This window comes from Vescimonas coprocola (genome assembly GCF_018408575.1).
Lineage (GTDB): Bacteria > Bacillota > Clostridia > Oscillospirales > Oscillospiraceae > Vescimonas > Vescimonas coprocola.
The window spans coordinates 1,990,725-2,006,259 of the sequence record NZ_AP023418.1 but is presented as its reverse complement, the minus strand read 5'-3'; the positions used below and the strand labels follow the sequence as shown (position 1 = coordinate 2,006,259).

The 15,535-nt window shown below is 51.8% G+C and carries 12 protein-coding genes; 10 read left to right on the top strand and 2 right to left on the bottom strand.

The features are described 5' to 3' along the window. Positions 1 to 306: 306 nt before the first annotated feature. On the top strand, positions 307 to 684 hold the full coding sequence (locus KJS28_RS09890) for a helix-turn-helix domain-containing protein (protein ID WP_002578940.1): 378 nt from the start codon (positions 307 to 309) through the stop codon (positions 682 to 684). Between the two features lie 162 nt (positions 685 to 846). Here the strand turns inward: KJS28_RS09890 and KJS28_RS09885 are convergent, their stop codons facing one another. Then, positions 847 to 1,401, bottom strand: a complete 555-nt coding sequence (locus tag KJS28_RS09885; RefSeq protein ID WP_002304410.1) for an ImmA/IrrE family metallo-endopeptidase — start codon at positions 1,399 to 1,401, stop codon at positions 847 to 849. A gap of 51 nt (positions 1,402 to 1,452) precedes the next feature. Continuing rightward, positions 1,453 to 1,902, bottom strand: a complete 450-nt coding sequence (locus tag KJS28_RS09880; protein ID WP_002304411.1) for a helix-turn-helix domain-containing protein — start codon at positions 1,900 to 1,902, stop codon at positions 1,453 to 1,455. A 286-nt stretch (positions 1,903 to 2,188) separates the two neighbouring features. Between KJS28_RS09880 and KJS28_RS09875 the strand changes: the two genes are divergently transcribed. From KJS28_RS09875 to KJS28_RS09835, 9 genes are all read left to right on the top strand, one after another. After that, positions 2,189 to 2,752, top strand: a complete 564-nt coding sequence (locus KJS28_RS09875) for a hypothetical protein (protein ID WP_002304412.1) — start codon at positions 2,189 to 2,191, stop codon at positions 2,750 to 2,752. A gap of 262 nt (positions 2,753 to 3,014) precedes the next feature. Further along, positions 3,015 to 3,320 (top strand): helix-turn-helix transcriptional regulator, encoded by a 306-nt coding sequence (locus KJS28_RS09870; RefSeq protein ID WP_002304413.1) that lies wholly within the window; start codon positions 3,015 to 3,017, stop codon positions 3,318 to 3,320. A 517-nt stretch (positions 3,321 to 3,837) separates the two neighbouring features. Further along, positions 3,838 to 4,242 carry a type II toxin-antitoxin system PemK/MazF family toxin gene (locus KJS28_RS09865; protein WP_002304415.1) on the top strand — a complete coding sequence of 135 codons (405 nt, stop codon included), beginning with the start codon at positions 3,838 to 3,840 and terminating at the stop codon, positions 4,240 to 4,242. 6 nt (positions 4,243 to 4,248) lie between these two features. After that, positions 4,249 to 4,485, top strand: coding sequence for a helix-turn-helix domain-containing protein (locus KJS28_RS09860; RefSeq protein ID WP_002304418.1), 237 nt, complete (start codon positions 4,249 to 4,251; stop codon positions 4,483 to 4,485). A gap of 117 nt (positions 4,486 to 4,602) precedes the next feature. Then, the gene (locus tag KJS28_RS09855) at positions 4,603 to 5,226 is read left to right on the top strand and encodes a helix-turn-helix domain-containing protein (protein WP_002304420.1); all 624 of its coding nucleotides are present in this window, start codon (positions 4,603 to 4,605) and stop codon (positions 5,224 to 5,226) included. A gap of 4 nt (positions 5,227 to 5,230) precedes the next feature. Continuing rightward, the gene (locus tag KJS28_RS09850; RefSeq protein ID WP_002304423.1) at positions 5,231 to 6,604 is read left to right on the top strand and encodes a site-specific integrase; all 1,374 of its coding nucleotides are present in this window, start codon (positions 5,231 to 5,233) and stop codon (positions 6,602 to 6,604) included. Between the two features lie 85 nt (positions 6,605 to 6,689). Beyond that, positions 6,690 to 6,995, top strand: a complete 306-nt coding sequence (locus KJS28_RS09845) for a hypothetical protein (RefSeq protein WP_002304425.1) — start codon at positions 6,690 to 6,692, stop codon at positions 6,993 to 6,995. A 692-nt stretch (positions 6,996 to 7,687) separates the two neighbouring features. Next, positions 7,688 to 9,625, top strand: a complete 1,938-nt coding sequence (locus KJS28_RS09840; protein ID WP_213540765.1) for a TasA family protein — start codon at positions 7,688 to 7,690, stop codon at positions 9,623 to 9,625. Positions 9,626 to 10,122: 497 nt separating this feature from the next. Next, positions 10,123 to 15,465, top strand: coding sequence for an InlB B-repeat-containing protein (locus KJS28_RS09835; protein ID WP_213540764.1), 5,343 nt, complete (start codon positions 10,123 to 10,125; stop codon positions 15,463 to 15,465). Positions 15,466 to 15,535: the final 70 nt, after the last annotated feature.

Below are 15,535 nucleotides of genomic sequence, written 5' to 3'. Positions count from 1 at the left end.
TGCAAAACCTCGTGTTTTATGTCCCTAACATATTGACAAACAGTGCGACAATTTGTAAAATAAAGATATAAACTAAAAAAAACAGAGAAGAATGCGATTCGTGGAGTAATGTACTCTACGAATTTTTTATTTTAAAGAACCTCAAGATAGCTCATATTGTCGTCTTGGGGTTCTTTTCATTCTATCATTTAATGCAATCTGCCTATAAAATTTTATCATATTGCATTTATAAATGCAACTTGCACCCGATGTTGGTTGTTGAGATTTTTGGTACATTTTATAATGTATAGCAGAATCATACACAGCATGGAGGTGATTGAAACGCAACCGGAAATTGATTACGTTAAGATTGGTCAGCGCATTAGAGCTGCCCGACTGGAAAAGGGTTATAGTCAGGCTGATTTGGGTGCGTTGGTTGGTTGCTCGAACAATCATATGAGCCATGTTGAAGTTGGACAGACGAAAGTTTCTTTGGCAATGCTTCTAAAACTGGCATTCGTCTTGGAAAAGAACTTTGACTATTTTTTACTGGATACCCCATATGCAAAATGCGACAGCATCATTGATAATGAGATTGCTGCAAAACTGAAAAAGTGTAATGTAACAACATTGATAACCGTAGGAAAGTTGATTGATGTCTTGATTGACCAGCAAGAGATGATAAAAAAAGCGGAGCTTGATTGATATAATGAAAAAGAAGCCCATTGACGGTACAGAGTGAACTGCTATGGGGTTCTTTTTTGCAGCACAATATACTGATTCTTTAAGAAGCAAAAAGTCCACCAGTCATGATGCACTACGCATCGTACTGGTGGACTTTTTCTGTAAAGATATAAAAATAGATATTCATATATCGCCATAACCAATGTCGTTATCGTAGGCATGAAGATCTTCTTTCAGGAAATCTGCTTTACGAATATACATCGAATTTACCAGCTCTCCTTTTTCGTGGAGCAGGCTGAATTTGTAGTCTAATAATGCTGCCGGTACATAGAGCATTTTAGCCGTTTCAAAAAATGTGTGTTCCGAAAGGCATTCCAGGACTTTCCCATCTTCTAACAGAAGCTCCGCCGCAAAGAAGTTTGCTTCATTTTCTTCGATTGATCTATCATCAAAAACTTCCATTTCTTGAAAGCCGTGCATCATAGCGATTTTTGTATGCAGGACAGCGTGTCCTAATTCATGTGCGACTAATATACGCTCCAGGATACCGTTCACATTGTGATCTATCACGATATTCTTTTGTCTGGACTGGTAATAGAAGAAGCCCTTCAATTTCTTCTGTAAATCGTAATAGTGGATTTTGATACCTAACAGCTGACATAGCTCGTAAGGGTCTCTGGTGTGATATTTTCGCACAAGCTTATCGACAGTTTCAATGATATGCTCTGCCGTTTTCATTTGCTTCACCTCCGAATCGCACACAGAAAACATATTCTGTGCTTGAGGATTTTACTCTTTATCTTTATGCTTTCTGTATTTCTTCGGAGTGTACTTTTCCCGTGCTGTTTTCTTAGAGTCCATATAAACTGACATAATCGCCTGGAAGAATACATCTTTTGCGTCCTCGTCCAATTCTCCACCGGCAAACAGAGAATTTACACGACCCAACACTTCCTGAGCTTCTTTTGCTCCTTTTGAACCGAAGTTTTCCTTTGCCTCTAAAATAAACATATCCTGATCTATATGGCTCTGGCTATCCGTTTCAGATTCGTCCAAAAGATAGGACACAGAGATATGCAGTGCTTCAGCAAGTTTTCTGATGTTGCTTTTTCTGGGGAGTGTTCCGAGCTGCTCATAGGTGTAAAGGGATCTTTCGGAAATGCCGGTCATCTGGGCAAGCTCCGTTTGAGATAGGTTCATAGCCAAACGAGCTTCTTTAATTTTTTCTCCAAATGTCATGGTAGTATCCTTCCTTTCAAAAAATATTTATTCGTAACTTCCGATTATTTGTTGACAAACTTCTGGAAAATGCTATAATAAGAATCATAACAGAAGTTTTAATTCCACTTAATTATATATCGGAACTTTTATAAAGTCAAGAACTTCCGATTTCACTTCTGTTATTTTAATCAAATATCGGAAGTTATAGTCATTCTTGTCCCATGGTATTTGTTTCCCTTTAGCCAAGTGACAGGAGTTAGAAAGGAATTCTTATTTTATGGATTAGGCTGAAAGGAGATTCTGAATGAGCAGATATAATACACAGGTATTAAGCAGTATTCGAATGCTTTGCCGGATGCAGAACATTGACGAGAAGGTTCTGTATGAAAGAGCAAAGCTGATTTTATCCATATATCGAGAGGTGTGCTGGTCTACCATTGATCGTGCGAATGATGTATGTGATACCCTTATTTGTACTTACGGTGACAGCTTAGATGGTGCATTGATTTATCTGGAGAACTTTGCTCCGGATGAAGCGAGAGAACGATTTGAAGAACGCATTCGCAGCTTATTTGAGACAAAGTGGATCATTGAACTGGTAGATATGGCTATGTTGAAAATCAGAGAATATCCAGATAAAGGCGCTCTGTACTGTGAGATTATCTCAAAGGCATATCTCAACCGCTTCAAGTACAGGGAATCAGAAATGCTGGAGGTTTTGAATATGGAACGCAGCACCTACTATGACCGAAAGAAAGAAGCGATACTGTTATTTGGTCTGTCACTTTGGGGAACAGCCATTCCTAAATTGAAAGATTTCCTGGAAAGTGCCCGGGAGGAAGAAGCATTGTGTTATTGTGAATGCTAAGACAGGATTTTAGTCCGACTAAAATCCGATGAAAATACGACGGTTCCCCTACTGAAAGTCCGACTTGTCCAGTGTTAAAATGGCTATGCTGGGAGATAGCGGCATAAAATTGAATAGAGAGAGTTACGCCTCGTGCCTGTAATGGGTACGGGGCTTTTTTTATACCTGCCTATTTTCCCCCATAATTAACACAAAGGCATGAACGAGAGCTTGGAGTAATTTACTCCGGCTCTTTTTTTATGCCTGCAAGGAGGACAGGCAGATGGCAAAGGGTATTGAGAATCGGGCACGATCTCCTCCCGCTGTTTTTGATTTTGCAACTTCACAAATTCAAAAACACGGAGGAACGAAAATGTATTACGACTTGGTTGAAAGCGGAAAAAGAATTAAAGCCTTGAGAAAGGAACATGGGCTTACACAGGAACAGCTTGCGGAGCAGTTAGGTGTTGCCGCAAACACCATTGCACGAATTGAAACCGGCAACAGAGGTATCTCTATTGATTTGGCAATCGAACTGGTTGTGCGCTTTGAGACAACCCTTGATTACATATTTTTAGGTCGTGAATAACCTCAAAACTATACCTACGAGGCAATAAAAACTTGCATGAGGAACAGGTACAATTTAGATACAGCCAAAGAAAATCGGCTGCTTGATCCTTGAAAACTGAATACACAGTCATCGAATACGTTCCTGTTGCCGGTGCGAGAGCATCAGCCACATCAGCGGTACGCCGAGACGTATCGGATAGAGAAACAGAACGACTTTCTTCTATAAATTAAGCGCTTGTCTCTCTCCCGATGCCAGCGATCAATACTGGCTTGTAAATATTGGGTTGCTCCCAATACGGCCATGAAAGCAACAGGATTAAAGATACTTCTCTACGGAGCTGGCGGAGAACCCGGCAGAGGTTAGATTCCTATGGAACTGATTCGCAATCAGTCGTTCGGTGATTCCCTGAGGGCGTAAGCCCTCTTTCCCAGGGGTGCGTGGCAAATATGGGACACATAGACTTTTGGACTGACTGCCTGATTCCTTTCTGGCAGTCAGTTATTACATAGCCAACGAAAGGAGGTCATGGCACATGATGAAAGAAAATTGGGTATATTGCCGTGGTGATATTTATTGCGCCAAGCTGGACCCGGTAGTTGGGTCGGAACAAGGCGGCATCCGTCCGGTTATCGTCATTCAGAACGATACCGGTAATAAACACGCTCCCACATTGATTGTGGCAACGGTCACCACCAGAATCCATAAGAAAGCGAATATGCCGACGCACTTTGTTATTTACGACAATCCTGCATTCAAAGAAGCGTCCGTTGTTCAGCTGGAACAGATTCGTACCATTGATAAAAGCAGGATTGATAATTACTTAGGTAAGGTAACGCCCCGTGAAATGGTAGCGATTGAGAAAGCCTTATCTGTCAGCCTGGCAATGGAACAGCTGAAAAAGCGTTCCCCAAAACATAAAGCAAAGAGAGCGAAGGAGTGAACATAAATGTTTGAAGAAAGAATCGCTGCCATGAATCAGCGCACCGAAGAAGCGATGGCTGCTAACGCAGTTCAGTTTGATAAGAGAACCTATACGGTTGATGAGATTCAGGATATTCTGGGCATCAGCAGAACCAGCGCATACAACCTTGTGAAAAAGAAAGTTTTCCATAGCGTCCGCATCGGTGGCAGTATCAGAATCTCCAAAAAGAGTTTTGATGAGTGGTTGGATCATCAAATGTAAGATTTGTCAAGGGCGTCGTACAACCCGGCGACAAACTTCAAAACATATTGAGAGTTCGATAAAATGTAGCCATGACAAGAAACACATGGCTACATTTTTTACATAGGAGGTTGTACGATGGCGGAAATGAGAAAACGCACGAGTATGTCTGTTCTGGAAATGGGCAGGATGCTCGGTCTTGGTAAAACGGAGTCATACTGGCTCATTAAGAAGAATTACTTCAAAACCATTCTTGTCGGCAACACCATGAGGGTGATGATCGACAGCTTTGAAGAATGGTATGCCAATCAGTTCAAATACCAGAAGGTCGATGGAACCCCTCCCGGCGAGGAATTGAAGAAAACTACATATTCAATGGAGGAGCTTGGACAGCGCCTTGGGCTGAAAGAAGCGACTGCTTACGAACTGGTTGCCAAAGGGCATTTTGATGTGGTCGATGTCCTGGGCAAGCGCAGAGTGACAAAGGAGAGCTTTGAAAGATGGTATGCTTCTCAAACCGATTACCGCACGGTAGAGGATCAGGAACTGGATGCAGATATTATGGCATCCACCTACGGTCTGCCGGAAATGGCAAGAATGCTTGGGGTACATCGTCAGACCATTTACTATATCGTTGCCAATGAAGATTTTGAGCTTATCAAGGTTGGCAGGTATAAGCGAGCTACCAAAGAGAGCTTTGAAAAATGGTATCACAATCAGACCCGCTACCAGTTAGCGGAAGATAGACAGGAAAGGAGCTGATTACATGGCATCTATCGTTAAGAGAAAAAAGAAGTATTCTGTGGTTTATACATACACCGATGAGAACGGCAACAAGCGTCAGAAGTGGGAAACCTTTGAAACGAATGCCGAAGCAAAGAAAAGGAAGTTGCAGGTTGAATATGAGCAGGAGTCCGGAACCTTTATTCCCCCTTCTGCTAAAACCGTCAATGATCTTTTGGATGAGTATATGTCAATCTATGGTGTGAACACCTGGGCGATGTCTACCTATGAAAGCAGAAAGAGCCTGATTGCAAACTATATTCGTCCCCTCATCGGTGATATGAAGCTGGAGGATGTCACGCCGAGAATCATGGACAAGTATTACCGAGATTTGCTTTCTGTCAAAGCGGTTTCTTCTAAGTATGTAAAAGCCCGTACAGAATATCTGACTCCGCATACTGTCCGAGAGGTTCACAAGACATTGCGAAATGCTTTCAATCAAGCGGTCAAGTGGGAATTGATGACCAGAAACCCTGTGGAGCACGCTACGCTGCCGAAAGAAGAACACAAGACCAGGGATATCTGGACAGCAGAAGTGCTCCAGAAGGCTCTGGAAGCCTGTGACGATGATATTCTTCGTCTGGCTATTAACCTTGCCTTCTCCTGTTCCCTGCGAATGGGCGAGCTTCTGGGGCTTACCTGGGACTGTATTGACATTTCCCCCACCAGTATTGAACTTGGTCAGGCAAGCATCTTCGTTGAAAAGGAGTTGCAGAGAGTAAATCGTGAAGCGATGGCAGATCTGGACGGTAAGGACATCATGTTCAAGTTCCCACCGACCTTCGCCAGTACGCATACCGCATTGGTTCTCAAAACTCCTAAGACCAAAACAAGTGTCCGCAAGGTGTTCTTACCGAAAACCGTAGCGGAAATGTTGGTACAGCGAAAGGCTGACATCGAAGAACTGAAAGACCTTTTCGGTGACGAGTTCGTAGACTTCAATCTGGTTTTCTGTTCTTCCAATGGCAAGCCGATTGAGGGGCAGGTTATCAACCGTGCTTTCAATAAGCTGATTGAGGAGAAGGGACTGCCGAAAGTGGTTTTCCATAGTCTCCGACATTCCAGTATCACTTACAAGCTGAAGCTGAACGGCGGCGATATGAAATCCGTTCAAGGCGATTCCGGTCATGCACAGGTCAAGATGGTAGCGGATGTTTACTCCCATATCATCGACGATGACCGCAGACTGAACGCTGAAAGAATGGAAGCTGCGTTCTACTCAGGCAGACAGGCAACGCCTGAGCCGGTTCAACCAGCCGCAACGGAAAGCTCCGCTGATGATAAAGAACTTCTTCTGAAGCTTCTGCAAAATCCGGAAATGGCAGCACTCCTGAAGTCGCTGGCAAAAACATTATAGTAACTGCAAGGGCAGATCCTTTTACATAGCTACAATAGCTGTAAAAGGGTCTGCCCTTATTTTTTTGTTATGGAGGTCAACGAGTATGGATAGAATCTTTATGGACGAGTATTACGAGCATCTGAGAGCTGACAATATCGAGGCATTTTCCAAGGAAAGGAACGACGAATATGTTGGCAGAGCTGAGGAATACAAAGCAGCAAAGTCGGCATTGCTTGAAGGATTGGGACTTGAGCATTTGTTTGACCATAGCCATGAACTGACTCCGAAAGAGAAAGAAATATGGATGCTGTTCGATAGGGTTGATGTAGCAGAGCTTCTTGCAAGGGATGCTTTTGCCAAGGGTGCTTATATGCTCGGCGCTGAGGATAGAGAGATTATGCTGAAATAAAAAAAGACCTGCTTCGGCGGGTCTAAATTACATAGAATCATTGAGTCTGAAAAACCTTTGAAATTCTTAATAATTCTGGTTGAAAAATTCATTTTGAAATGATATATAAAACAGACTGAAATCTGTGTCTAAGGACACCCGCACCCTCACACGAGAATGAATAGGATTTCCTATCATTTCGCATCACGAGAAGTTACATAGTGACATTTACTTGCACTTGCAACGTCCACCAAAAATCGAAAGACTTGCTAATTTCGAGCCAATCGGACGGTGTAAAATCCCTCTGAATTAGCTATCACAGCGTAGTATCAGATGGGATTTGAAATGCTGAAAAACCTTGTATTTCCAAGCATTTTTAAGCATTAGATGCCACTTCCCGATGTCGTATCGGGTCTACTCCTAAGCGGTAGGCCGCCAGTTAGAATCTGGCCGGGGGTGCCATATAAAACACCGCAGGACGGGGAATTTCCCCACCCTGCGGTGTTTTTTGCTGCCTGAGGCGTTTTTTGAAGAAAATGACGAAAATTTGTGAAAAAAGGCCTTGTGCTTTTTCGGCTGCGGTGCTATGATACGCACATCCATGTGTACGCCGAACCGCCCATGGGCGGTTATCGTTTCGCTTGAAACGATAAGGAGTTATTCCCCGTGCGAGCGCTCCATCGGTCACACGCAAAAAATAGGAGGAGATACTTATGACAAACCGCAAGAGTACCAAACGGGCCTTGCTGGGCAGCGTCATGGCCATGGTTCTGTGCCTGGCTATGCTGGTAGGCGCTACCTTCGCATGGTTCACCGACACCGCAAGCACCAACGTCAACAAAATTCAGGCCGGTAACCTGGATGTGGTGCTGGAGATGCAGAACGCTGACGGCAAGTGGGTCAGCGCCGAGGGCAAGACGCTGGACTTCGTCAAGGCCGCTGATGCTAAGGGCGAAGCCATCCTGTGGGAGCCGGGCTGTACCTATGAACTGCCCGCCCTGCGGATCCGCAACAACGGCAATCTGGCGCTGAAGTACAAGGTGATCATCACCGGTATCAACGGCAGCGCCAAGCTGAACACTGTCATCGACTGGACCATCGGCGATGTGGCGATGGGCGCTGAGCAGCATCTGGCGGCCGGCGAGAGCAATGCCTTCACCATCAAGGGCCATATGTGGGAGTCCGCCGGCAATGAGTACATGAACGAGTCCATCGACGGCATCGCCATCACCGTGGTGGCCACCCAGGACACCGTGGAGAGCGACAGCTTCAACAACACCTACGATGCCAACGCCACCTATCCCGTGGTGGCTGTGGGCGATGTGAATACCGACGGCGACACCGTGCTGAAGGACAAGGAAGAGAATCACACCATTCAGGTAACGGTGCCTGCGGGCGCTCTGGATGAGGGCGTGCAGTCCCTGAAGCTGGAGGTGGTGAAGAGCGCCACGCCCGCTGGGGTGAAGGTTGCAAGCACCGAGAGCAGCCAGAGCTATGAGGTCACGATGAAGGACCAGAGCGGCAACGCTGTCAGCACGAATGGTACGCTGATGACGGTGGAGATGAACGTCGGCAAGAACCGTACCGCTCTGAAGCTCTATCATAATGGCGAGAAAATGACAAAAGACAATGGGGCCCTAACGGATGCGGCGGATCACTATGTGTACGACGCCGCCACCGGCTATGTCACCATGAAGGTCAGCCACTTCTCTCCCTTCACCGCTGTGTTTGCCAGAGATTACTGGACTGACCATGCGGCGGACGGCTATGCCACGCCGGTGGATACCGCCAACAAGGTGGTGACGGTGGCCTCCGCTGAGGAGTTGGCCCTGTTTGCCAAGGAAGTCACGGACGACGGTAAGAATTACAGCGGTTATACCCTGAATCTCGCCAATGATGTAGATCTGGGTGAGTACCTGTGGAAGCCCATTAACGGCTATAACCGGCTTTCCGGTATTGTCGTGAACGGTAACGGCCATACCATCCGGAACATGAAGGTACGTGGCTGCACGAATAGCAGTGATAGAAGCGTTTACGGCGCAGGCTTCATCGGTGATATCAACGGTGCAGTCACTGTTAAGGATATCGCCTTTGATGGAGCGGATGTGTACTTTGTGAATGATGCAAAACCGCAGTTTGCGGGCAATGTGGGCGGTGTTGTGCTGGGTTATACCTATGGCACGACTCTGTTCGAGAATGTCAGCGTCACCAACAGCTCCATCTGGGGCTACGGCAAGATCGGCATCCTGCTGGGCATGGGCGCCGATCCCGGCGTGAAGGTCACCTTCAAGGGCTGCGTTTCCAAGAACAACACCATCCACGCCGCCTATGACATGGGCGGTCTGGCCGGCATGATCCAGCGTGGCAACGGCGTGGACAACGCCAGCGTGGAGAACTGCACGGTGGAGAACATCACGGTGGATTATTATGAAGAGTGCGTGGACGTTCAGGGCAAGGCCACTTTGAAGGAAAATGATAAGAATGGTGCTGATGTAATCAAGGAAGTCAGCGGCAAATACTGGGTCAATGGTGGTTACTATTGGGGCGGTTATGCGGATTATTATGTCTCCTATGGCGATTCCAGCTATGATGCGCCGGTGGAGGGGTACAGAATGCGCCTTGCTAACAGCGAGTACTGCGTGAACAAGTAAGCCGGGAAGTATCCTGGCAAAAGTGAAGAAGGCTCCCTGCGCTGGGGGGGAAGGCTCCGGCGCAGGGAGCTTTTGCGTGGGGCGGGGTAAAATACACGCTGGCGGGGGAGGCAAAGTCTCCCTTGCAATGGGGGAAGGCTTGTGGTATACTGATAAACGTCGAAACATCCTGAACGGGGACGAGCCCCGCCGAAAAGAGAATAGAAGATCGAGCGGCCTGCCCCATGCTGCGGGGCAGGCGGAATAGGGCGCAAAGCCCTGCGAGTGGGTCACTGTGAAGCCGGCCGAGCCGGATAAGTCAGATACGCCGGCCGCTGGATCGGATGCCTGCCGACACTGGGACATCCGCCGGGCCGCTTGGAAACAAAGCGGGTCCGCATCGGTATGCCGGTGCGGACCCGCTTTTTTGCATCCGTTCCTTCCGATTTTCTCCTCCGGCGGCGGAAATGTCTCCCCGCAGGAGACAACGAAAGTATCAGAGAAAGGAAGAAAGCAACATGAAAAAGAGACTGCTCTCCATGGTGCTGACGGTGATCATGCTGGTGAGCCTGATCCCCACGTCGGTCTTTGCGGCCAAGAAGTCCGTTGACGACTATTTCGACGGGCTCCCCATCGCCGCTGATCCCGGCGCCGGCACCACCGCATGGAAGGTCAGTACCAAGGACGGCGAGGAGGTCCTCATGTCCGGCAATGCCGGAAAGAACTACTCCTCCAGCACCCTGACCCTGACCTTTACAGAAGATACCCACCTGTCCTTCGAGTATAAGGTCTCCTCCGAGGCCAGATACGACAAGTGCACCATCACACTGGGCAGCACCACCCTCGTCGACGGCGAGAGCGGCGACAAGAACTGGAAGGGTCTGGAGTTGGACGCCAAGCGGGGCGACAAGCTGACCGTGCGGTATGAGAAGGACATCAGCGGCGACAAGTTCGACGACTGCGTCTATCTGCGGAACTTCTCCGCCGGTGAGGCGCTGGTGGTGACCTTCCACGCCAACAACGGCACGGAGGACACCGCCACGCAGAAGATCTTCGGCGGCAAGGGCACCCTGAAGGCCAATACCTTCACCTGCGAGGGCAAGATCTTCGCCGGTTGGGCCACCTCCGCCGACGGGGCTGTGGCCTATGAGGACGGCGCCGCCATCACCACGGAGACGGATCTGGATCTGTACGCCGTGTGGTCGGACGCTTACACCGTTACGCTCCGCAACGGCGACACCGACACCACCGTTCTGGTCCCCCAGAACAGCGCCATCGGCAGCCGTATTCCCGCAGACCCCACCAAGAAGGGCTATACCTTCGAGGGCTGGTTCAACGGCGAGGAGAAGCTGACGGCGGAGACGGTGATCTCCGGCGACGTCATCTACACCGCTCAGTGGAGCCCCATTACCTACACCATCGCCTTCAGCGGCGGTGAGGGCGGCCAGGGAGCCATGGACTCCATCCCCGCTACCTATGATCAGGAGGTCACGCTGCCCAAGAACACCTTTACCCGCCCCGGCTACTACTTCAACGGCTGGAGCGCATCCTCCGGCGCCTCCAGCGGCAGCTATGCCGACGAGAAGCCGGTGAAGAACCTGACCACCAAGCAGGGGGAGACGGTCACCCTCTACGCCGCTTGGTACGGCCTGCCGGTGAATGTGACGCTGCACCCGAACTATGACGGTGCAGAGAACGGCACCCGCACCTGCATCGTGGGCAGCAACTACAACTACATCCTTAAGGAGGGCGGCGGCACCAAGTTTGACGCCATTGAGGACCCCGTCCGCACCGGCTATATCTTTGACGGCTGGTTCGATGCGGCGGAGGGCGGCAATGCGGTGGGCCCGTCCTATAAGTTCACCGCCGAGGACGCCGAAAATGGCTTCCATCTGTACGCCCACTGGACCAAGGGCATCACTGTCCACTTCGACGGCAACGGCTATAAGAACACGCTGAGGGACAAGACCGTGACGCCGGACAAGGTATTCTCCAGCATGCCCTCTCTGAGTAGCTACTACTACCCCGCCAACAAGGCGCTGGACGGCTGGTACATCAAGAATGCCGACGGCTCCTTCGGTGAGGCCGTCACCAAGGACACCGTGTTCAGCGGCGACGAGGTGACTCTCATCGCCAAGTGGCGTGACTATCAGTACATCATCAAGTATAACGTCAAGTACAGCGACAAGAACACCACCACCGGCACCATGGCCGACCAGACGGCACCCTTCGGTCAGGATGTGCAGCTGACGCCCTGCGGCTTCAGCCGGGAGGGCTATACCTTCGCCGGTTGGGCGGAGAGCAGCTACGGCAGCACCGTCAAGTATGCCGACGGCGCCACCATCAACCGCCCCTTCGAGGAGGGTGACGGTTGGGACGAAGGCAGCGAGGACGGCGAGACATACAACCTCTATGCCGTCTGGACGGAGAGCAAGTCTCCGGAGCAGCTGGAGGCCGAGGCCAAGCTGGAGGCCGCCGAGAAGGCCATTGGCGGCACCTACAACGTCACCTACGGCAAGGACACCAATGCACTGACCATGCTCCGGGCCAAGCTGGAGGCTGCCGGGATCACGGACGTCACCGTCAGCATGAAGGAGGCGTCTTACAGCAGCTATAACCACGTGGGCATCACGGCCGACGGCACCATCCAGTATAAGTGGAACGAAAACGGCAGCACCACGGCGGCTTCCGGCACCGTGCGGCCTACGCTGGTGCTGACCTGCAATACCTACACCAAGGAGTCCACCGGGTGCCTGTTCAGCATTCCTCTGGACGAGGAAAAGGCCATGGAGGCTCTGCGTACCGTGGCGGCCCGCATCCGTGTGCCTGAGACGGTGGAGAGTGCCTCCGATCTCACCAGCCTGCCCAAGTATCCCCTGAAGGCCGGCGTGGACGAGAGCAAGGTGGACTACAGCAGCGGTACGGATCAGGAACTGTGGACCACCGCCACGTGGACCTCCAGCAACACCGGCGTGATCTCCTTCAAGGAGGTCTCTTACCCCTACTTTGCCCCTTATACGGTCACGGTGGCCCAGCCCAAGAAGGACACCAGCGTGACCCTGACCCTGAAGCTGGTCTATAACGGCCGGGAGGATCTGAACCTGAACATGGTCTATACCGTGGTGGTCAAGGGTGACAATACGCCTCCCGCCATGGACTATCAGGCACTGCTGGAGACGGCGGTGCGTGAGATCGGCCTAAAGGATCCCCGTGACAATTCCAAGATCGACACCACAAACGTGGTCTCCGACATCCAGCTGCCCACCACCAAGCAGCTCAGCGCCATTTCCTACCGGGATTATGAGCAGGGCTTCGACGGCAAGTACACCCCCATCATGCTGTATACCAGCGACGCCGATGTGGTGGTGTCCGCCGGTCCCACCACGGCCAATGTGGCCCGGATGCTGACCTATCGCCCCCTGCCCGGTCAGGAGGCCAAGACCGTCACCATCACCATGAAGATCCTCTCCCGCCCCAGCGGCGAGGGTACGGATTACGCCTCCATGCCGGTGCTGGCCAGCAAGGATATCACCCTCACCGTTCAGCCTCTGACCCAGGAGGAACTGGACACTGCCGCCGCCTTCATGAGGCTGGTATGCACCGAGGATGTGTACTGGGAGGGCATCCGCAAGGCCAACGCCGACCGTGACCACGTCACCGGCGATATGCGCTCCTTCATCGAGATCGTCCCCGCCACCACCGGCTATAAGTTCATCCGCAACATGGACAGCTACAATGCCGTGGGCGTCAAGGCGGACGATATTCCCGGCTGGTACGATGCTCAGCAGTACCGCTGCTTCCGCTCCAGCAACAACGCTGTGGTGGCCCACGAGACGCTGCGGGTGACCCAGCCCAAGTACAACACCCGCATCACCGTGGACAGTGTTCTGACCTACACCCAGTACGCCAAATACTACGAGAAGTTCCAGGGCAATGCCGACTATGAGCAGTTTGCCCAGTTCTACAAGCAGCCCATTTCCACCACCGTCACCGTCATCGGCACCGAGGGCATCGAGGATCCCAATTTGCAGCCCCTGACCGTTACCGTGAATGTGGAGGGCAGCACCTTCAAGGAGGACTTCACCGATCTGGAGGGCGCCACCTACACCTGCTCCACCGGAGATCACCGCACGGCAGCGGATGCCGTGATGGCGGCTCTGACGGAGAACCAGTATACCTACACCGGCAGCAGCACCTATCTCTCCGGTATCACCGATCCCAACAGCGTGAGCCTTACCGGCGGCGACAGCGCCTTCGGCAGTTGGTCCGGCTGGATGTTCACCGTCAATGGGGAGATGCCCATTGAGCGCTACGACAACGGCCAGCCCATCTATGCCACACTGGGGACTTACCAGCTGAAGGACGGCGATGTAGTGCGGATGTACTACGTGGCCTGCCCCACGGAGAGCGGCCAGCACACGTGGAATGACGGTCAGGTCACCACGGCGGCTACCTGCACCGAGAATGGCGTCATGACCTACACCTGCACCATGTGCAGCGACACCAAGACCGAGGTCATCCCCGCCACCGGCCACGCCTATGGTGAGCCGGTGTGGAAGTGGACGGATGATTTCAAGGCCACTGCCACCTTCACCTGCACCAACGACGCCACCCATGTGGAAAACGTCACGGCCGAGGTGACCAGCGCTGTCACCACGCCCGCCGCTTGCGAGACCACCGGCGTCCGCACCTATACCGCTAAGGTCACCTTCGAGGATAAGGAGTATACCTCCAGCAAGACCGAGGTCATTCCCGCCGCCGGTCACACCCTGACCGCTGTGGCAGAGGTGCCTGCCACCTGCGAGACCGCCGGCACCTCCGCTTACTGGAAGTGCGACGTCTGCGGCAAGCTGTTCAGCGATGCCGAGGGCAAGACCGAGACAACGCTGGAGAAGCTGACCATCCCCGCCACCGGCCACGCCTATGGCGAGCCTGTGTGGAAGTGGAACGATGATTTCACCGCTTCTGCCACCTTCACCTGCGCCAATGATACTTCCCATGTGGAGAAGGTCGATGCCACTGTGACCAGCGAGGTTACGGAGGGCAGCTGCGAGGTTGGCGGCACCCGCACCTACACCGCCAAGGTCACCTTTGAGGGCAAGGAGTACACCGATACCAAGACGGAGCCTGTCCCCGCCAAGGGTCACCAGCTGACCGCCGTGGAGGCAGTGCCTGCCACCTGCGAGACCGCCGGCACCTCCGCTCACTGGAAGTGTGAGGTCTGCGGCAAGCTGTTCAGCGATGCCGATGGCAAGACCGAGACAACGCTGGAGAAGCTGGCTATCCCCGCCACGGGTCATACCTATGGCGCCCCGGTGTGGAAGTGGAACGATGATTTCACCGCTTCTGCCACCTTTACTTGCGGCAATGATGATTCCCATGTGGAGACGGTGAACGCTGCTGTTACCAACGAGGTGACCACTGCGACCACCTGCGAGGCCGACGGCGTGCGGACCTACACCGCCAAGGTCACCTTCGAGGGCAAGGAGCATACCGACACCAAGACGGAGGTCATCCCCGCCACCAGTCACGACACGGAGTTGGTGGGCACCAAGGATGCCACCTGCACCGAGGACGGCTACACCGGCGACGAGGTCTGCAAGGTCTGTGGCGTCACGGTGAAGCAGGGCGAGGTGATTCCCGCTCTGGGCCACGACTACAAGGATGGCAAGTGCAGCCGCTGCGGCGCTGAGGAGCCTACCACTCCCGTGGAGCCCGGCAAGCCCCAGCAGCCGGAGAAGCCCACCACACCCGATACCCCCGCCACCGGTGATGAGAGTCAGCTGATGCTGTGGGTGAGCGGTATGCTGGTGTGCGCTCTGGGTGCCGGTCTGATGCTGCGGCGCAAGAAGGAAAACTGATATCCCGCTTTTCCCGATATCTCTCGATATCTTTCCTGTAAGCAAGAGGGACGGTCCGTAAGGACCGTCC